Raw genomic sequence first — 19,751 nt, forward strand, 5'->3', positions numbered from 1 at the left:
ACTCACTGCTTCCCCGTCTTATCGCCAGCGTTCGTTATCGCATTTTGTGCAGGCCCAGACAGAATCTGATTAATTTGATTGAGAACATTACCCATCGGACCAGGAAGCATTTTTATCATTGCCGTACCCAACATATAAGATCCTGTGCCAATTCCAGCGGACAAATCCGGGTTGCCTGACTGCGTAATTGCCGTACCCGCAAACGCCCCCGTTCCCGCCAGCACACTGTTATAACCGCCCACCACAATTTTTCCCGCAGTACTCCCACCCAACGTACTCAACGGTAAGAAAAACGGTGCCGTTACTCCAACAACACTACCCACAACCAGCGACTTCCCTACACTCGGTTCACCATTCGACAACCCCATTGCTCGGCTAATCACATCGCCTGCGTAGTCATACCCCGTACCCAGCCCCGCTGCCACAGCAACCTTCGGTGCCAACACAATCGCTCCTGCGCCAGCCGCCGCACCCAGCGTCTGTTTCGCAATCATCTCTCGACTGGTTGCATCATGATTGACCGACGCATTCATCGCTTCTGATGTGGGCTGGTTAAGCCCCAAGCCGCTCGGATAGTGCTCCGCATACATGCTCGGATCAGCCTTTTGAGCTGGCGTCGCATAGAACATATACCCCGGCCCGCTGTCACCGTCTGCCTGCATCATCCCATGCACCTGCTTCAGGAATTCGTGGGCCCGCTGATTCCATTCGCCTAGCGAGCCATTCTGCACTTGCAGGTTTGCCTGTGTTATCAATTCTTCACGCGCCTGTTCAGCGGTCAAACCGTAGCGCTTCGCATACACCGCTTCACGATCACTGATCCACTTCGTCTCCTGCGGATGGAGCTGCCGATTAAACCGCCCCTCCGTCACCGCAGCCGTCGTCGCAATCGGTGTGTCTTGACCCGCCATCCCCGCCACCGCTGCCACCAATGAACTCACCAGGTTCGTTTGCGCTTCTTTCTGACGCTGCGTCAACCCCTGCGTCGGCCCGAGTAACGAGCCCAGCATCGAACTGGCCGCCGCCCCCATCGCGCCCGCTCCGCAATCCTGGCGGCTAGCCGCCGCGCCCGCGCACCCCACCAGCGCATGCAACGCCGCGCGCGCTTCCTCGCTTTGCAAGCCATCCGCCACGCGTTTCACTTCGCTGGCCGCCAAACCCTGCACGTAATTGACGGTCGCCGACAGGGCAAACTGCCCCGCGCCTGCCGTCACATTGCCACCCGCTGCGGCGCCCAGCGCCGACAGCGCGCGTCGATAAGTGCCACCCGGGCCCCATTGCGCCTTTAGCTGTGCCGCTTGCTGTTGCGCTTGCGCCCTGGCCTGCGCACTCAGATTCGGGTCCTGGGCCGCTTGTTGTGCTTCATCCAGTTGCGCTTGACGATGGCCCACAAACGTGCCGATTTGATGCGTCAACTGATTCGCAATCTCGAACCCCGCCTGAATCTTCTCCTTGTCGAAGATTGGCTTAAGCGCGTTATCGCCATCCTGTCCACTCCGCACTTGCTGGTTCAGCCCGGCAAGGCTTTGCGCAACGTCTCGCCCCGTCAAAGCTTTCTGTTGCGCCTCATCCGTAATGCGAATCGTACCCGCGCTGATCCCGCTCAGCGTCGTGCTGCTGGCCTTGCCCGAAGCGGCCATCACGCTCGGCGGCGCAACGCTGAATCCGCCCGGAGTCGACGGCAGCTTGCTATCCGGTACTTGCTCCGCGCCCGTCGCCGCCTGTCCAGACTGGTTCGTGCCAACCCCTTCCAGATCTTCGCCACCACCACTGCCGCCCACACTGTAACCTCCGCTCAGGCCCACGCTACTGGCGTTGTATTCGGCGTAGTTGACGATATCCTCGGTACTTAACGTGCACGTCGTCAAACTATTCGCTCCGTCATGCACCGCCTGCTGCGTACTGGCGATCGCCGCGCCCTTCAGGCTCGTGTGACCCTTGACGTTAATCTGGAAGCCACCGTCGCCCGCTTGAATGCCACTGCGCTCGGTCACGCTCGCCCAATCGCTTGCAATCTTTTGCTGGCTGAAGCTGACACTACCCGACACCCCCAAACCCGCCGTCACGCTGCCGCCGAGCGATATATCCCGGCTGCGCTCGCTACTGCGCTCTTGCAAGCTTTCGATGCTCAGATCCCCGCCCACCTCGCCGATCACTTGCCGGCCACTGAGCATCGCTCCCTTAAGCGTAGTGTCGCCGCCCGACTCCAGCACCAGTCGGTTACCCGCGCTCACGTGGGTGGGTGTCCAGTTCACGTCAGTGCCTTCGCCCCAGCCGCGTGCGCCACTGACGTTCGCTGTCACACCGGCTGCCTTGCCTTGGGAGTTTAGGTTCACCGCCACGCCTGCGCCACCGCTGAGGCTGCTGTGGGTCAGGTGCGACTCGCGAGCGTTTTGCGCGGCCAGCAGGTTGATTTTGCCGTCGGCCTTCAGTTGGACATCACCGCCACCCTGGATCTCGCTACCTTGTACAGTCAACGTGGAATCTTGGCCGGAACCGATAGCTTGAACCCTCACGTTGCCGCCAGCGGCAATGCTCGAACCCGATGCGGTGGCACGGTTGTAAGTGGCCTGGCTCCCGCTCTGCGCGCCGCCCACAGTGACTGAAATGTTAACCCCGCCACCCGATTTTGGATCCTGAGCGATGGCGTCGGCAGTGTTCTTGACGGCCAAGCCAGTCGTCACGCCCGCCAACGCTTGCATACGGGGATCGGATGTCTGTCCGACCGACCGCTCCATCTGCTGCGCGGTCTGAACCGCCGCCATCGCTGGCGCCGTCACCGCCACGGTCAAACCCGATTGCTTGAATTGAGTTTGCTGCGTACCCTGACTCTGCTCACGGGCTTCCGTAATAATGACTGCGCCCGCCTGAATATCCACATCGCCCCGCGGCGTGAGGATATGACTGCCTTCTTGCCGATAGAGCTGTTTGGCAGCTAAGGTCACGTTACCATTGGTCGAGCCCACGGTGGAAGCCGTTGCACGAGTGCCGGCCTCTTGCTGGTCAGCGCTGTGCGCCTGACTGCCAATTGTCACCGACATCGCGCCATTATGTAGTAAACCACGCTTCTTGGTCTCCTTGAAGTGGCTTTCGCTGTAGGTCTGCGTCGCAGCCTGGATAGTCAGGTCGTTTTGCGCCTCAATAAACGTGCCCTTATCTGACACGACGTTGCTGCCGGTCAAGGTCACGTTGCGGCCTTGCACCGCCACCGTGTGGCCGCTGAAGATGCTGGCCTGCGCAGTCGTGTCCACCAGGCTGTCGCGAGTGGTGGTTTGACTGGAGCCGAACAGATTACGACTTTTATACTGCCGGCCTTCGCTCCAGTGACGACTTGTTTGCCCGCCCACGATGTTGACATCCCCATCAGCCAGCGCCACCAATGTGCCTTGGTCGCTGTTGACGCGGGCCGCACGGGCATTCAGGTCGCCGCCAGCCTGCATGCGTACGTCACCCCGCGCATGCACGGTGGTCCCGACCTCTTGCTCAATGCCTTGCTTGAGGTAGTTGCTGGCGTCGATGACGTTGCGTTCTTGCTCCGCGACTTTGACCGTGACCAGACTCAGATTACGGCCGGCGATTAGGGCGGTCTGGCCGTTCTGCCCATTGTTGGCGATCTGCGCGGCAATTAGATTGACGTCGCGCCCGGCGCTGGCCGCTAGGGGGCCGCCAAGGGGGTAGTTAACGCTCAGACCGGCTATACGGTCCAGATGGGTACGGCTAAAGTCACTCTGGCCAGCTTGCTTGGCATCGCTGCGGGTTGTGGTGACCATATTCAGGTCGCGGCCAGCCTGAACGAATAAGGCTTGGTCAGCGTCAATGCTGCCACCGATTATGTCAATGTCGCCAAGCGCCTGAGCAGATACTGTCTTGCCAGTGATCCGGCCGCCAACGTTACGCAAATTTTCGGCATTCAGCTGCACGGCAGTGTGTCCCGCGAGGGTGCCTGTGTTGACGAGCTCGTCCTTGAGTCGCATGTCGATCGATTCCGCGGCGAGCAGTGTGCCGTTACCGTCAAGGTCACCCGGCTTGACTCGGGCGTAGACTTGCGGCACTAGCGCGCGAGTGACAGTACCATCGGGTAGGTGCACGTCCTGCTCAACCAGCCAGACGATATCGCGAGTCAACTGCGCCATTTGCTGCGCGCTCAGCGCCACGCCAGGACGCAGGTTCCATGCTTTCGCATAAGCGCTGCCGGCCTCGAGCAACGCTTGATATTGCGCCTCATCGCTGGCATAGCCTTTCAAAAAACGCCGACCTGTCAGTTGCGCGACTTGCTCACGCACCAGCATTTGTTCGTAAAATCCGTCGCCCAGGCGCTTGTGTGTGGCGGCCGGATTCTGCTTTCCTTGTGACAGTAGGGTAGCAGCGCTTTGCCAGGTGCGATAGTCAGTAAAGCGCGGATCGGTCTCGATCAGATAGCTGCCATTGTTGGGCTGAACACGAAATAAGCTGTTAGCCGGTACCTGGGCGCTCGGCTGGACAGTACGGATAACCATAGGGACATCGCCGTGCGTATCAAGCCCACCTTGCTCATTTTGGCCGCTCGTTGGTTCTTGACCGCTTATCACCGGATTCTGACCCGCTATCACCGGCCCCTGACCGCTTATCGCCGGATCCGGACCGCTTATCGCGACATCGATCTGGCCCAGTTCAGGAGCGCGCACACTGGGCACGGCCGACACTTCGACAATCGCGCTTGCTTTCAGCGCGTCATCTGCCTGGCTAAGCTGTTGCTGTTCGATCGCATAGCCACGCACGCCGCTGGCGGTATGCTGCTCGACCTTGGAGACGGGCAGCTCAATCGTGTGCACGATGTCGGCTGGCGTGTAAGCAATCCGTGCCTCCCAGTGGCGGTCATGCCGGCGTTTCAAGCCGCCACGCCATTCATTCCAAGTGTACTGGCTAGTGCCTACCTCGCGGGTGATATGCTGGCCAAACACAGCCTCATTTTTCAGGTTACCCAAATCGCCCTGTAAAGTGCCGCCGACGAAAATATGGCTTTTGTCATTGGTGAAGTTTTCACCGTGCAGCACAAGATTACCGCCCGAGCGAATGAGCGCCGGTGCGCTTTGTGTAACCCGGGTCTCGTATTCGGTGCGCGTTATATCATACTGAGTCCAATTGCTGATTTCGGCGCCCGTGCCGTTGTGAAAATAACAGCCGGATTTGTGCCCTCCCGCCCAATGATAGTCGTTGATATCGTGTTTATTGGGATCACCGGCTGGCTGGAGCGCTATGCTCTGGGTGGGCCCGCTAACCTGCACCAGTTCAGTGGCAAAGTGTGCGTTGCGATTGAGCAGATGCTGGGTATTGAAACTTAGGCCGCCCAGCGATTCAATCGTGGCGCTGTCGTTGAGTACGTGAGCGGCACGATCCACGGCCTGGCCCTGCTCATTCAGCGCGCCGGCAATGTTTAGCGCCGTACTATCATGGCCAGCACTAAAGATCAGCGCCTGCTCGTGGTTGTTGACGACGTTTGCACCGATATCCAGCTGTGTCCTCGCAGCAATGACTGCGGCCCGGCCATGCTCCTGTCGATTGTCAATGGTGTTGGCCTGCAACGCAAGGTGATCACCGTAGAGACGCCCCGTGCCAACATTGTCTACGGCATCGGCCTCAACACGCGTCTGCACGCCATCGATTAGGCCACGGTTAGACAGCTTGCCATCGGTGGCCACCCACACGCGGTTGCCATTGATCCGGCCATCGACGGTGTTGTCGATCTGCGCGCCCCGAACTTCGAGCTCGCCTGCTTGAAAAACACCGCGGTTGGTCAGTTGTCCCCCCGTGCGGATGACGGCATGGCCGTTGGCCATCACTTCGTGATCGTTGTCAAAGTCTTGCTGCAGCGCCAAGTTTAAATCGCCGTTGGACAGCAAACGGCCCGCTCCGCTTAGCTTACTCGCACCGATATCCAGCCGGGCCCGTGCGGCGATGACCGCCGCCTGGCCATCCTCCTGTCGATTGTCAACGGTGTTGGCCTGCAGCGTAAGGTGATCACCGTAGAGGCGGCCCGTGCCGACATTGTCCACCGCACTGGCCCCAATGCGCGTCTGCACGCCGTCAATCAGGCCACGGTTAGACAGCTTGCCACCGGTGGCCACCCACACGCGGTTCCCGTTGATTCGGCCACCGACGGTGTTGTCGATCTGCGCGCCGTGTACTTCGAGTTCGCCTGCTTGAAGAACACCGCGGTTGGTCAGTTGTCCCTCCGTGCGGACGACGGCATGGCCGTTGGCCATCACTTCGTTCTCGTTGTCAAAGTCCTGCTGCAACGCCAAGTTTAAATCGCCGTCGGACAGCAAACGGCCCGCTCCGCTCAGCCTGTTTGCATCGATATCCAGCCGTGTCCGTGCGGCGATGACTGCAGCTTGGCCGTCCTCCTGTCGATTGTCAACGGTGTTGGCTTGCAGCGTAAGGTGATCACCGTAGAGGCGCCCCGTGCCGATATTGTCCACCGCGCCGGCCTCGATGCGCGTCTGCGCGCCATCGATTAGACCATGGTTAGATAACTTGCCATCGGTGGCCACCCCCACGCGGTTTCCGTTGATCCGGCCACCGACGGTGTTGTCGATCTGCGCGCCCCGTACTTCAAGCTCGTCTGCCTCGAAAGTACCGCGGTTAACCAGCCGGCCCGGGGTGCGAATGACGGCATGGCCGTTGGCAGTCACTTCGTTCTCGTTGTCAAAGTCCTGCTGCAACGCTAAGTTCAGATTGCCCTTAGACAGTAAATGGCCTGCTCCGCGCAGACTCTCAGCCTCGACACGGAGGTCAGTGCCGGACAATAGCGTGCCAGCCGGGTTATACACATGATCGGCAAAAACCTGAATGCTACCGGCCGAGGAGACGTTGCTCTGCGTGTTGTCCAGCACGCTATCAGTGCCCGCGCCGGTGATCTCCACGCGGCGATTGGCGGTGATGGTCCCGGCATGGTTGTCGATATGCTTGGCCGTCAACGCAACGGCGTCGCCTCGCAAACCTAACGGCGTACCCGGGTCCGTGCTACGGGTGTCACGGTTATAAATCCGCTTAGCGTTCAGCGATAACTCGCCACTCGCGGCTATCAGGCCACCATCGTTATCAGTGACATCAGCCACGCCCATCTGCAGCGCCTGTCCAGCCTGTATCACGCCACCCCTATTGCGCAGACTGTCAGCCTTGAGCCCGACTTCGGCGCTGCCGCCAAACTGGCCTTGAGTATTGTTCAACGCACCAACGTGCGCGGTGAGTTGGCCTTGACTATGCACCACGCCGGCGCGATTGTGCAGTTCGCCACTATTTAAGTCCAACTCCCCGCCGCTAAAGATGCCGCCCGTTTTGCCGGAATCAATGTTATGCACTGTTTGACCGTGTGTTTGCACGCGCATCGCGCCGGCCGATTGCAGTAACCCGCCGGTGTTATCCAGTACACCACTGTTGACGTCGAAGCGACCGGCAGTGCTCATCAGTGTGCCGCCAGTGTTATTCAGTGTCGCTTGCCGAGTATCAAGTTTGACCTGGCTGCCCCGGATCGCGCCGTCGGTATTGTCCAAGCCTGTGCTGTCCAACGTCAGCTCACCGGCGGCTTGGATCGTGCCGCCCGCATTATGGATGTGGCCTTGACTGTCCACCTTCAGGTGGCCTTCGGTTGCGTTTAATAAACCGTCTTTGCGATTATCCAGCGTGGTGGACTCGACGCGTAGTCCGTGAACACCAATCAGCTTCCCCCGGCGATTGTCCACTGTAGGCGCGGTTACCTTCAAATCACCATCGGCGGCGAGCGTACCTTGCGCACGGTTGTCGAGCGTGCCGTCAACGCTCACGTCCAAGTTGGATTGACCCTTGGTTCTGATCATGCCACCCTGGTTACGTAAATCACGCGCCTTCACCATCGTGTTGCCCGCGGTAACAAGCTGGCCATTGATATTGTTGAGTTGATCAGCGATGTCAACCTGCGTGTCGTGTGTGCCGGCCGCGCTAATCCTACCTCGTTCGTTGGTCAGCTGTTGCGCCTGCAACGTCAACGCGCCATTACCGCGAATGGCGCCGTGGGTGTTGTCCAACACGTCGCGCACCTTCAACTCGAGCATGCCGGCGCCACTGCTGCGCAGCACGCCTTCGGCGGTAATCAGCGTGTCTGTGTCAACATGAATCTGCTTGGCTTGAGTCAAGCCGCCGCGCAAGTCAGCCCTATGACTTGTCAGGGTCAAAACGCCATCGCTTGTCAGCGTGCCACCGACGCCTTCAAACTGTGGCACCTCGATCTGCAAACGGCCACCGCCAGCGTGCTGCACGCGACCTTGTGCGTTCTTGAGCGTGCTGGCACGGATATGCAGCGCACCGTCGCTGACAATCTGCCCGCCTCGGCTATTATCAAGCTCATCCATCACCTCCAGACGATTATCGCCGCCGGCTACCACCAGCTGACCCGCGCGGTTATCGAACGATTGGGCGTTCAGCGTTAGCGGCCCGGCTAGTTGCATCTGCCCCTTCTCGTTTTGCAGTGCGCCGAGTTGGAGTTGATGGCTGCCTGTTACGTATAGTTCACCCAGACGGTTGACCAGATCGCCGTCCTTTACGTTTAAATCGCGCACGCCTAAATGCCCGCCCTCATTGTCCAGGCCCGCGCGGGCGGTCAGATCAATGGCACTTTTGGCCATGATGCGGCCGCCGTCGTTATCCAGTATGTGGGTAACGTTGAGCGCACCCGCCGCGAGCGGCGCGGCGTCGCTGTCACCCGAGATGTTTATGCCCGACGTGCCGTCATGCCCGGGCATCGTGGCGGCATCGGCATCCGCCCCAGCCTGTCCGATGCGGCCGTCCTCCCGGTTACGAACCTGCGCGGCATGTACAACCAGGTCCTGGGCGCCGGTTTGCTCAATGGTGCCACCTCGGTTTGTAACGGAATCCGCGTTTACTTCCAGGCGCATAGCATTCAAGGTGCCGCCCCGGTTGTCCAGATCTTTTGGGGTGTAGAGCACGAGTTCGCGTCCAGCGCTGATCGTACCGCTGTTGGCCACGCCACCGCCGACGTCCAAACGCGTATTGGTCCTAGCCTGCAGGGCGCCGCTGTTTTCCAAGCGGCCGTCGGCGGTCACCACCAGTTCGCCGGCTGATGCGCCGATTTGGCCAGCGTTGCGCATACCCACGCCGTGCTCGGTACCGAGCAGGACGATTTTCTGCGCGTACATGCCGCCGAGTTGGCTCACGTCCAGAGCGAAAGCCGGCACATTGCTGTCTGTGGTAATTGGATCCACCACGCTCTGGCTGGCACTGACCTGATTGACGCCGGTTGTCACGCGTAGCTGCTGAGCCCAGAGGCCAGCATTGATCTGGACGGAGCGCGCGATAATGTCGGTATAATCGGCGCGGCTCGCATCGAGCCCGCCGCCGGCAATGGTAACGGCGCCTTGCTGCACGCGGTAGCCGTCGAGGTTGCCGCCATTCATGATCGGGGCGCCGGTGGTCAGCGTGACGCGATTGGCATTGATGAAGCCACAGCCGTCGCAACTGATCCCCGCCGGATTGGCAACCACGACTTGCGCACGCTCGCCGGCCACTTCCATGTAGCCGCGCAACTGGCTTGGATGACTGGCGTTGATCTCATTGAGAATCACACGTGCGGTGCCGTTGACTAGCCACGGATTACCTTGCACCCAGCCGCCGAGCTGCGTCTGCGCGTGGGTACTAGCATTGTTGAGAATCACGCCCCGATGGTCGACGTCAAATTGCCTATAGGTATTGCGCGACACACCGCTTGCGCTGGGGGCTTGAATGTTGATCAATGGCACGCCATTGGCGGCGTTTAGCACGGTTGGCTGCTGGTCGCGAGGCGCGCCAGGATCAGCCACGATCTGCGCTTGTGCAAGATCAACGACCATTCCGAGCGACACCAGAATCGAAAAATCCAGTGCCCGCATCGTCGCCAGCAGGCTGCACGCCGAGCGGGCGGCCCGAACGCCGCGCTGCTTGCTTTGACTGGCGACATGCTCCGCCACGGCCATCTGTAAACCGCGAGCCCGATTGAAGATGACTCGATATAAATGTGAATTCATGACGGGTACTCAGGAAAGGTAGCAGTCCTAACGTCGATACCTAGTATGACCAGTTGACGTTAAAGCCGGCGTTGAAGCGACGGGTCTGAAAACCCGCCGGCTTGCTAAGCGGCGTACCGACAAAAACGTCCCAGAGCAGCCCCTTGGCCCCGCCGCGCAGGCCAATCACAGCACCGGCTAAGTGCTGCCCAATCAAGAAGTGGGCGGATGACCCGCCCACTTCTGCATAATCAGCACCCAAATAAAGCGTCTGACCGGTGCGATTCAGCGACCAGCTTAGGTCATTGCGCACCAGCCAGCCTCGGTCGCCGATCAAGGCGCTTTCGCCATCAAAACCGCGCACGGTATAGCGCCCGCCGATGGAAAAGCGTTCCGGCAACGCGAGCGGCGTGCGGCTCCATTGTCCGCGCCATGCCGTGGTGTAGCGTAGTCGCTGTGCAGCAATGGTCAATGGGATGGTCAGTTGAGCGTCTGCAGTAATCAGCGATGGGCGCGACGTCCCCTCGCCAAAAAATTCCTCCGGCGCCGGCTGAGCCCCTAACATACCCGTACTTTTGCGATACGCCACGCCGCCCTCCAGCGTGGCGGAACCGATGAATTCGCGGTGACTTAAACCGATTTCCCAGCCCGCCGTGTGGCGGCGCTGTACCTCGATCTCGGTGTCATCGATGAAGCTGTGCGCATGGCGTAGCCACCCGCGCACATGAGCGTAGGTCTTGCGCACGGCATCGCGATAAAGCAGGCGCGAGAGGCGCACTTCAGTAAGATCGCCATCACCACCGTAGCGGTAGGTTTGGTAGGCGCCCACGACCGGCTGGTGATAATCATAGCCACTGGTGGTGAAACCCAGGAGCCAGTAACGATACGGCACCTCATAGTGAACGGTGTAGCCACGCGTGCCTTTGGGGCCGCTATGCCCGCCGCCAAGGTCGTGGTTGAAGCTGGCGTAAAACAGATCATTAAGCGTCCACCAGTTGTCGTACGAAACGGTCACGCTACCCTGGTACCGACCCGTGTACCGGCTGCCTGCATCGTCGATAGAGACGTTTAAACGCACCGGATGCGCCTGTGTCCACGCAATCACCAGGTCGCTTTCGCCAGGCTGGGCGTCGGGCCCTTCAGCCGGTGTGATTTGGATGTCAGCGTCGGCCGTCGGCACGCGCTTGAAGTTTTCCAGCGCCTGCTCGAGGTCACGCAGGTTGAGCAAATCGCCTGATGTAATCGGCACGGCGTTCCACCGCGTCGCGCGCGGACTGCTATCGTCGGTGAAACGGATCGCGCGGATCCTCCCCGGAATAAGCGTGAGCGCCAACGTGCCAGCCTTCAAATCCTGCGGGGCCGCCAGCACACGCGTGGTCACGTAGCCACGCGCGACAATCGCATTTTGCACCCGCTTCATCGTCAGGTTGATGCCTGCCGTGCCCAGGCAGCGGCCAATGGCCGGGTCGTCCGGTGGATTGGCCGCCGCTAACGCCCATTGGAAGTGCGTGGCCGTGTCGCCGTCGAGTGTTATGCGCTCGATGCGAAAACAGGGCGACTCTTGCGCGGGAAGACGCGCTTGCTCAGGCGCTAACGGGCGTGTCAACCGCACGTCCGGCGTGGCCTCACGCTGCTGCCGAAGTACGCGCTCGCGTTCCTGCTCGCGCAGCGGCTGCTGTTCGGCACCATCGAGCGGTAGCGCTTGCGCCAACATCATCGGCGCTAGACCCACGCAAAACCCTACCCCTTTTCCGCCCCACTGGCGATGACCAACCGCCTGCTTCCCCTTTTTCCTTATCATAATAATCACTTTTTGCCTAGCGCTAGCAGCTAAATAACGCATGCTAGGGCCAATCCTAGCAGAACTCGCGCGCTCCACACTCGAGCAGCCGCCGCAGTCCTCCGTTATAGGCTGGCCGCGAGCGTAAAGGCATGAAGAAGCGATCGGCCCGGCACCACCATGTTGATCGGGGTACATGCTGTTTCCAGCCGAAACACCGTAAGGACCCGGTGAAGGCCCCCCAGACGAAATTTCCATCGATTAGGCCGCGGCGAGCGACCAATGATGTGCCATTCACCGGTGAGTGGGTCATCCAGCCACGCTGCAGGCAGCGGACCAGCATTGGCAACAAGCAGTGAACCGCAGCTGGTTTGGTGCAGACTCCAATGCTTAAGAGTGATTCATCGGGCTTTACCCGACCTCGAAGGATGAAGCAAACCTCTAATGCCGCCAGATCCGCCACAGGATAGTATGCGTCGGCAGCGGTGGTCGAAGTCAGCTCATTATCGGATGCGCCGAACTCATTTGACAGTTGGGCCCACAGCCAAACGCTGGAATTTCAGAACGACCCTGATTCTGGAGCAACCTCAGCCCCTTGGCCGCCTCGATGGTCTCGGCCAGCGAAGAGGTATCAGGAACCTTGTGTGCTAAGGCTGGTTAAAAGATCTCAGTTCATGGCGCTGGTGAACCACTCGCCGGACAGAATAGCGAACTGATTGATGGCTTGCCGCCAAGGGATAAGCGGCATCTACCCATTCTTTTCGATATTGCGCAAGGCTACATACATCAGCTTGTTGTCGGCTTCGTCGCTTGGGAAGCGACCGCGATTTTTCACGGCCTTACGCAACTACATGTGCATGCTTTCAATGGCGTTGGTAACTGGCATGATACGAACCGGTACCCCGCGTATTCCCGCCGCGAAGTTTTCGGCGTAGGTTACGACTATCCGAGACAGGAGCACCGGGTATCACCTGCTTCCATTGGCGTTGCCACCTCGCTGCGCGGGTATGTCAGGCGAGCCAGTTCGATCCATCCGCCAAGAACCCAGAAATAGTCGCGTCGCATCCTGCTAGCCGATGCCATCGTCATGGCGCTCAGGTAACATGTTGATCGGACATCTTCTTGCCTCCAATCAAAGCTCAACCGCGCGCACGCGACTGGGCGCCACATCGGTGAAGCGCGGTACGTCAGCCATCACTTCAGGCACTTCCGGCGAACTAAACGCGGCCTTCACTGCTGCTTCGTCGCGGAAAATGCATTCGCAGATGGCGATAGTGCCGACCTGACCTGCAGTAGGAAAAAACGCAGTAGCGCTAAGCAAGCCGTACTGTTGCCAAGCCTTCATCACCAGCGGCAGATGATGGGTGACATAATAGGTTCGGTCAAACCAGGTTTGCGGTGTGCCCTGATAGGTCACATACACGACCACCGGCGTGTTACTTGTGCTCATAGCGGTGCCTCTATCTACCGGATCTGATACCAGAAAATTATCAATAGCGAACGATGGGGCTGCGGCGAGCAGGACGAAAGTGCAGCATACAATTTGCATGAAGCGTTGAAACATGGCAGTGTTCCCTCAGTAAAAAGTGGGGCAATTCGATCTGTTATGGCTCGAAAGCCATCATTAATATACCAATCAATACATTTCTTACGGACGCTACCTCGCCTGTGCACAACCCGCCATTGGCAAGCACAAGCGACCACGCTACGTACGCGGACGGTCAGAGCTTTTTCGGTCCTGTTCGCTTCCGACCGGACACTAACGTAAGCAAGTGGCATTGCTTTAATTTATGTATCGATTGGTACACTACTGGGCACCTACAAGATTGTCAACGATTTACGTATCTTTAGTATATTCACCATGGAGCAATTCTGGAGCTTGAGATGGCGACAATGGGACGCCCGCGAACCTTCAATCGAGAGCAAGCGGTCGAGAAAGCAATGCATCTTTTCTGGGAGAACGGCTACGAGTCGACGTCGTTGAGCCAATTAAAGGCCTGCATCGGCGGAGGCATCTCCGCGCCAAGCTTTTATGCAGCCTTCGGCTCTAAGGAGGCACTATTTCATGAATGCGTGCAGCGCTATCTGGCCACCTACGCTCGGGTGGTGGAGTGCCTGTGGGACACCGGTCTGTCCCCGCGCGATGCCATCGAAACGGCATTACGCCGTTCGGCCAAGATGCAGTGCGAGCGCGGGCATCCGAGGGGATGTATGGTCGGCTTAGGCGTACTGAGCGCCCCTTCCGAGAAGCACTCGGCAGTTACCGCACCGCTGACGCGTTCACGTGCACAGACCCGAGCCGGCATTGTTGCATGCATTGAGCGGGGCATCGCCAGCGGCGAACTGCGCGCCAATGTCAATGTCCGCGCCTTGTCTACGGTATTCGACAGTTTCCTGCTAGGGCTGCCCACCTTAACTCGAGACGGCGTTCGCCACACCGTCATAGATGCCGCTATCACCCATGTCATGTCGGTTTGGGATGCATCGCGAGCAGTCACGGACAGTGAATCCCCATCAGCGGAACGCCTCTAAGCCAAGCAAGACTGGGCTGCCAAAGCTACGCTGATAGGGTGCAGCTAAGGCTGCAAATAAGGCCGCGCAGAGGCGGCTACATGGTGCAGGGCCTGCGTTTGTCGGATGAAACTGGGCGCCAGTTCCGGTCACACGCTTGAACACGTCGGCGTGTCCGACCTTCAGCGGCGTGTCTGGCCATCAACGTTTTCGAACGCTGGCGCAGCGCGTCAAAGCGCCCGGCGTGCTGCGTTGGATCGGCGAGTGACCGTCCATTTCATTGAACAACGGGTTGACTGACCGCATGGTGCTAAGACCAATGAAACGTCCAATCTAATTTTTTTAAGTGCGGCGGCTGGCGGCGCTATGCGTTGTGTTGCTCCAAACCAAACCTATTATTGCTGCATCGCCAGCTTCAGTCCAAGCAGGACGAAGATGATGCCAATCATTTTTTTCTCCCAGCGGCGCAGCCAGTGTAAACGCGACATGATGCGGCCAAGCGAGCGTATCGAAAAGATTACAGCCGTCAAGTACAACATGCCTATGGCGACAAAGATCAGCCCGAGCACGACGAACTGCCAAAACGTCGCACCGCGCTCCGGCTGCGCAAACTGGGGCAGGAATGCAAGAAAGAACAACGCGACTTCTGGATTGAGCACCTCGATCAGCATCGCTTGAACAAAGGCCTTCCTAGGTGAAACCGCAGCCGGCTTCGGCGTGAGCGCATACCCAAGTGTCGGTTTCTCGAGCAACGCCTGCACCCCAAGATAGAGTAGATACGCGGCGCCGGCCAACTTAACGATATTGAATGCCAGCGCTGAGGTCATCAGCAACGCGGATAAGCCCACTGCTGCACAGAGCGTGTGGATAAGATCTCCAGCCGCCACACCGAGCCCGGTGAATACGCCGATTGTGCGGCCGCCTTGTACTGTGCGCGTGAGCACCAGCAACACAGCTGGCCCGGGAATCAGCAACAGTCCGAGCACGACCACGACAAAGGTGCCCAAAGTCGAAAAGTCCAGCATCGAAAGCTCCTATCGCCGTTCATCGATCACCTCAAGCCACGTCCATGCTTGCCGCCATTAAGCCTGACACATGGGCAATATCAGCCCATAGCCATTCTCGTGAGCCTGAGCGCGATTGTTGCGCGTGTGTAGCATGCGATTTTCGCGCGGGCAACGCCTAGACAACCACAGCGTGTTTTGCAAGTCAGTGAATAATGCTTTGAAGCTCTCGCTTCGTTTGGCAACATGGAAGCATTCCCAGCGCGAGAAGGCCAGCACGAAATGATACAGCCAGTGATCGAATGGCGAGCCGGCGATCGTCACGCGTAGCCCAGCCATGTCGGTAAAATCCGACAGGCCTTGCGCACCACACTCGTGCTGCTGCGGGAAAACTTCTCTTGGTAGGCCGGAACTTGCCCGCCAGCGCCGCACGCGTCGCTCCAGAGTGCAGCGTGTGCTGTCTGGATACCGCCCAGCATGTGCTGTATCCGGATACTGCCCGGGGTGATCATGCTGCAACTTGCGCAGGACCGTGATGTCTTTGCGCAATAAATGCTCGCCAATTCGTACAATCGACTCTGCCAGCAAATCGTGTTACGTTGTCGGGCCACTGCGAGGCGCGCTGGTGCTGGCATCCACAGCAGCGGGCAACCTCAGTTGCGGCGGTATTGCACAGCGGGTGACGGACAAGCTGCCAACGTGCCCATGTTCGAACTGATTGAGCCAAGACACAGAAGTTGATGTGAAATGAACAGGGAAGCGCCGATAACGAGCGAACCAGCTATTGATCGAAGGCGTGTTGTGTGTACCGTGGTTGCCCATCACTAGATGCCCGTCCATTTCGACGGGCACGCTGGCAATCATGCTCGCGTGTTACGGCTTGCTGTCGCCAAACAGGTTCATGATCTGCTGGCGCTCTGCCGAATTCACATCGGGCGGCGGCGCCGGCGGTTGCATGCCACCTGGCCCCACCGTGCCAAACTGTGCGTTCGAATCGCTTGCGCCGACCGGCGCGTTCGCGTTGAGCCCGATCGACGCGACAAAGCCGTTACCCGGCGTCTTGTCCGCGTAGAACAGTTCGCCATCGATCGTCGTCAACCCTTCGGGCACCGGCGCTTGGTACTGCGGCACGCCGCGCAGCGCGCGCCCCATGTACTGGACCCAGATTGGCAGCGCCAGTTGCGCGCCAAATTCTCGACTGCCGAGCGATTTGGGCTGGTCGTAACCCATCCACGCGACCGCGACCAGGGTGTGCTGATAGCCGGCGAACCAGCCGTCCTTGGCGTCGTTGGTCGTCCCAGTCTTGCCAGCCAGGTCGCCGCGATGCAACGCGTTGGTTCCCGAGCCCGTGCCTACCGACGCGACCGAATGCAGCAGGCTGTTCATCACATACGCATTGCGCGGCGCAATCACCTGCGGTGCATCCTGGCCGGCCACCAGCGGCTGGGCCTGCAGCAGCGGCTCGCCGTGCGCATCGTCGACCTGCGCGATCAAATACGGATTGACCCGATAGCCACCGTTCGCGAAGATTGAATAGGCTGCCGCCGACTGCAACGGCGTCACCAGCCCCGCGCCCAGTGCCATCGGTAGATAGGGTGGCGTTTTGTCAGGATCGAAGCCGAACCGCTCGGTCACGTATTGCTGCGCGTACTGCGTGCCGATATACGACAGAATCCGGATCGATACCAGGTTCTTAGACTTCTGCAACGCCACGCGCATCGGCATCGGGCCCTCAGGTTGGTCATCGTCCTTCGGTTCCCACGCCTGCCCACCCGGTGTCGTCGGCGGAAAATACAACGGCGCGTCGTTAATGATGGTCGCCGGGCCCAACCCTTTTTCCAACGCGGCCGAATAAACGAACGGCTTAAAGCTCGAGCCCGGTTGCCGCCACGCCTGTGTGACGTGGTTGAATTTGTTCTTATTGAAATCGAAGCCGCCGACCAGCGCGCGGATCGCACCATTCTGCGGCACGACCGACACAAGCGCACCCTCGACCTGCGGCAGCTGCGTAATCGAGGCCCGACCGTTCGCATCGCGCACGATGCGGATGACCGAGCCTGCTCGGATCCGCACTGCTGCCGACGCACGGGGCGACAGTGCGCCTGCGGCAAAGCGCAGCCCGTCGCCTCTGATCTGCACGACGGTGCCGTCGGACAACTGCGCATCGACCTGCCGCGGGCTCGCATCAATGACCACGGCGGCAAGCAAATCACCATTGTCCGGATGGTCAACGAGCACGTCCTCGATCGCCTGATCGCGCTCGCCCCCGGCGGGCGGCAGCTCGATGCCCGCCTCCGGTCCGCGATAGCCATGGCGGCGCTCGTAGTCGAGCACGCCTTTGCGTACCGCATCGTAGGCGGCGGCCTGATCCGCCGAGTCGATCGTCGTCGTGACCGTCAGCCCGCGCGTATAGGCTTCGTCACGATATTGCGCGTACATCGCCTGGCGCACCATTTCGGCGACGTATTCCGCGTGCACACTGTATTCGTTGCCCGCCGTGCGCACGTGCAAGTCTTCATGGATCGCTTGGTCGTATTGGTCTTGCGTAATGTAGCGCAGCTCGAGCATGCGCTTCAGGATGTACTCTTGCCGCACCTTCGCACGCCTGGGATTAACGATCGGGTTGTAGGCGGACGGCGCCTTCGGCAATCCCGCCAGCATGGCGGCCTGCGCTAGCGTGATGTCCTTCAGGTCCTTGCCAAAGTACACGCGGGCCGCCGCGGCAAATCCGTACGCGCGCTGACCGAGATAGATCTGATTCATGTACAACTCGAGAATCTGATCCTTAGACAGCGCCGCCTCGATCTTATAGGCGAGCAACATCTCGTAGATCTTGCGCGTATAGGTTTTTTCGCTGGACAGGAAGAAGTTGCGCGCTACCTGCATCGTAATTGTGCTCGCGCCCTGCGCACGCCCGCCGTGCACTAGGTCCGTGATGCCCGAGCGCAGGATACCGATGAAGTCCACACCACCGTGCTCGTAGAACCGATAGTCTTCGATCGCCAGCACAGCCTTCTTCATCATGTCGGGCGCGTCCTGGATTCGCACAAGGCTGCGGCGCTCCTCGCCGAATTCGCCGATCAACACGTGGTCGGCCGTGTAGACGCGCAATGGCACCTTAGGGCGATAGTCAATCAACACGTCCAGCGATGGCAGCTTTGGTCGCATCACAACCAGCGCGTAGCCCAGCACCAGTGCGCCAATCACTGCGGCGACCGCCACCAGGCCGGCAAAGCCCAGCATAAACGAGGCAGCCAGCGAGCGCGACCCGCCCCGCTGGCGTGCCGCGGCACGCTGCCGCGTCGGTGGTGCACGACGCTCGCCGCGTTGAGGATCGGACGGATCGGGTCGTTTTACGGTAGGCATGTCAGGATAGCGCCGCGGTCTTGTCGACGCGCGTGATGTTACCGCCCCGTGCGGATTGCGGCGTCGCGACAAAACGCGCATTTTAATGCGTGCACGCGGCACTCTCCCCGACTTTTTTGTAAGCAATTGCTGATGCGCGCTACCGTGCCGCGTCGGCGCGGCGTTGTGTATGATCCTCACGTCAGACAGCGCGGCGGCGCAACGAATCCGCCATCAACCCGTCAAAGCACAGGCATAGCTGCGCGCACGCCGGCCAACGGCGCGACAAGTGCGGCCCTTGCAACCGCCCGCCCGGTCCTACTATTTGCGGCGGCCGATGCTCGGGCGCGGCCCAATCAACGGAGGAATTCATGTCACTACTGAACACCATCTCGCGTACGCTCAAGGGCCTGTTGAACGACGCAGCCGAATCGGTCCAGGATCCCGCGCGCGACGCGCGGCAGATCGTACGCGAACTCGACGACAACATCGCGAAAGCGGAGAACTCGCTGATCGAGATCGAGGCGCAGGTCGCGATGCAGTACAGCAAGCGCGACGTCGCCGATGACAAGGTGAAGAAGTACGAAGACGGAGCGAAACGCGCGCTGCAAGCCGGCGATGAGGCACTGGCTCGCGAAGCACTCAGTGCCCAGGCGAATGCGCAGGCCGAACGCGACGCGATTGCAAAGGAACTGGCGGCACTGGAGCCGTCGGTGGAACAGCTCAAGCAGCAAATCAACGAGATGCGCGAACGTCGCAACGACCTGAATGCGCGCTCGAACATCTTGCAAGCCAAGCAGCAGATTGCGCAAGCGAAGGACACGGCGGCCACCGCGCTAGGCGGCATCGGCGGGCAAAACCTTGCAGAGGACTTTCAGAAACTCGAGGACAAAGTCGCGCTGCAGAACGCGCGCTCCGACTCGCGGCTGAACTCGGCCGACGAGCGTAGCGGCAAAGCGCTGGATGACAAGCTGGCCGCGCTATCCAAGGGGCCCTCTGTGGACGATCGTCTCGAGGCGCTGAAGAAGCAGCTCAGTACGACTGCCCAGTCGTAAACCGCGTGCGCCGCGCTCCGGCGCACGCCTCTGTATGGGCCGA

At 59.9% G+C, this 19,751-nt stretch carries 8 protein-coding genes and 1 pseudogene; 2 read left to right on the plus strand and 7 right to left on the minus strand.

All coding sequences use genetic code 11. The annotated features are described in order from the left end of the window. Window positions 1–2: 2 nt before the first annotated feature. From B0B13_RS07405 to B0B13_RS07415, 4 genes and pseudogenes are all read right to left on the minus strand, one after another. Entirely contained in the window at window positions 3–10,034 is a 10,032-nt protein-coding gene (locus B0B13_RS07405; protein ID WP_083703676.1) for a two-partner secretion domain-containing protein, read from the minus strand. 40 nt (window positions 10,035–10,074) lie between these two features. Then, window positions 10,075–11,730, minus strand: coding sequence for a ShlB/FhaC/HecB family hemolysin secretion/activation protein (locus tag B0B13_RS07410; RefSeq protein ID WP_083703677.1), 1,656 nt, complete (start codon window positions 11,728–11,730; stop codon window positions 10,075–10,077). A gap of 730 nt (window positions 11,731–12,460) precedes the next feature. Further along, window positions 12,461–12,685: pseudogene (locus tag B0B13_RS19995) on the minus strand (transposase); the annotation flags it as partial. Between the two features lie 240 nt (window positions 12,686–12,925). Continuing rightward, window positions 12,926–13,357 (minus strand): EthD family reductase, encoded by a 432-nt coding sequence (locus B0B13_RS07415; RefSeq protein ID WP_237573892.1) that lies wholly within the window; start codon window positions 13,355–13,357, stop codon window positions 12,926–12,928. A 320-nt stretch (window positions 13,358–13,677) separates the two neighbouring features. On the opposite strand from B0B13_RS07415, the gene B0B13_RS07420 reads away from it, so the two are divergent. Continuing rightward, on the plus strand, window positions 13,678–14,325 hold the full coding sequence (locus B0B13_RS07420) for a TetR/AcrR family transcriptional regulator (RefSeq protein WP_076795415.1): 648 nt from the start codon (window positions 13,678–13,680) through the stop codon (window positions 14,323–14,325). 374 nt (window positions 14,326–14,699) lie between these two features. Here B0B13_RS07420 and B0B13_RS07425 read toward each other — a convergent pair whose 3' ends face one another. The 3 genes from B0B13_RS07425 to B0B13_RS07435 form a co-directional block, all read right to left on the minus strand. Further along, the gene (locus B0B13_RS07425) at window positions 14,700–15,329 is read right to left on the minus strand and encodes a LysE family translocator (protein WP_076795417.1); all 630 of its coding nucleotides are present in this window, start codon (window positions 15,327–15,329) and stop codon (window positions 14,700–14,702) included. A gap of 57 nt (window positions 15,330–15,386) precedes the next feature. Beyond that, complete coding sequence (locus tag B0B13_RS07430; protein WP_139337360.1) at window positions 15,387–15,857, minus strand: hypothetical protein; 471 nt, start codon at window positions 15,855–15,857, stop codon at window positions 15,387–15,389. A gap of 324 nt (window positions 15,858–16,181) precedes the next feature. Further along, a complete protein-coding gene (locus B0B13_RS07435; protein ID WP_076797208.1) occupies window positions 16,182–18,674 on the minus strand; it encodes a penicillin-binding protein 1A in 2,493 nt (830 codons plus the stop codon). Window positions 18,675–19,024: 350 nt separating this feature from the next. On the opposite strand from B0B13_RS07435, the gene B0B13_RS07440 reads away from it, so the two are divergent. Further along, a complete protein-coding gene (locus B0B13_RS07440) occupies window positions 19,025–19,708 on the plus strand; it encodes a PspA/IM30 family protein (protein ID WP_076795422.1) in 684 nt (227 codons plus the stop codon). Window positions 19,709–19,751: the final 43 nt, after the last annotated feature.

Source organism: Burkholderia sp. b14, assembly GCF_900156195.1.
Taxonomy (GTDB): domain Bacteria; phylum Pseudomonadota; class Gammaproteobacteria; order Burkholderiales; family Burkholderiaceae; genus Mycetohabitans.

Excerpts from the sequence above, each read along its gene's own strand:
- B0B13_RS07435 (WP_076797208.1), bottom strand. The coding sequence starts at position 18,674 with ATGCCTACCGTAAAACGACCCGATCCGTCCGATCCTCAACGCGGCGAG.
- B0B13_RS07425 (WP_076795417.1), bottom strand. The coding sequence starts at position 15,329 with ATGCTGGACTTTTCGACTTTGGGCACCTTTGTCGTGGTCGTGCTCGGA.
- B0B13_RS07410 (WP_083703677.1), bottom strand. The coding sequence starts at position 11,730 with ATGATGTTGGCGCAAGCGCTACCGCTCGATGGTGCCGAACAGCAGCCG.
- B0B13_RS07420 (WP_076795415.1), top strand. The coding sequence starts at position 13,678 with ATGGCGACAATGGGACGCCCGCGAACCTTCAATCGAGAGCAAGCGGTC.
- B0B13_RS07415 (WP_237573892.1), bottom strand. The coding sequence starts at position 13,357 with ATGTTTCAACGCTTCATGCAAATTGTATGCTGCACTTTCGTCCTGCTC.
- B0B13_RS07440 (WP_076795422.1), top strand. The coding sequence starts at position 19,025 with ATGTCACTACTGAACACCATCTCGCGTACGCTCAAGGGCCTGTTGAAC.
- B0B13_RS07405 (WP_083703676.1), bottom strand. The coding sequence starts at position 10,034 with ATGAATTCACATTTATATCGAGTCATCTTCAATCGGGCTCGCGGTTTA.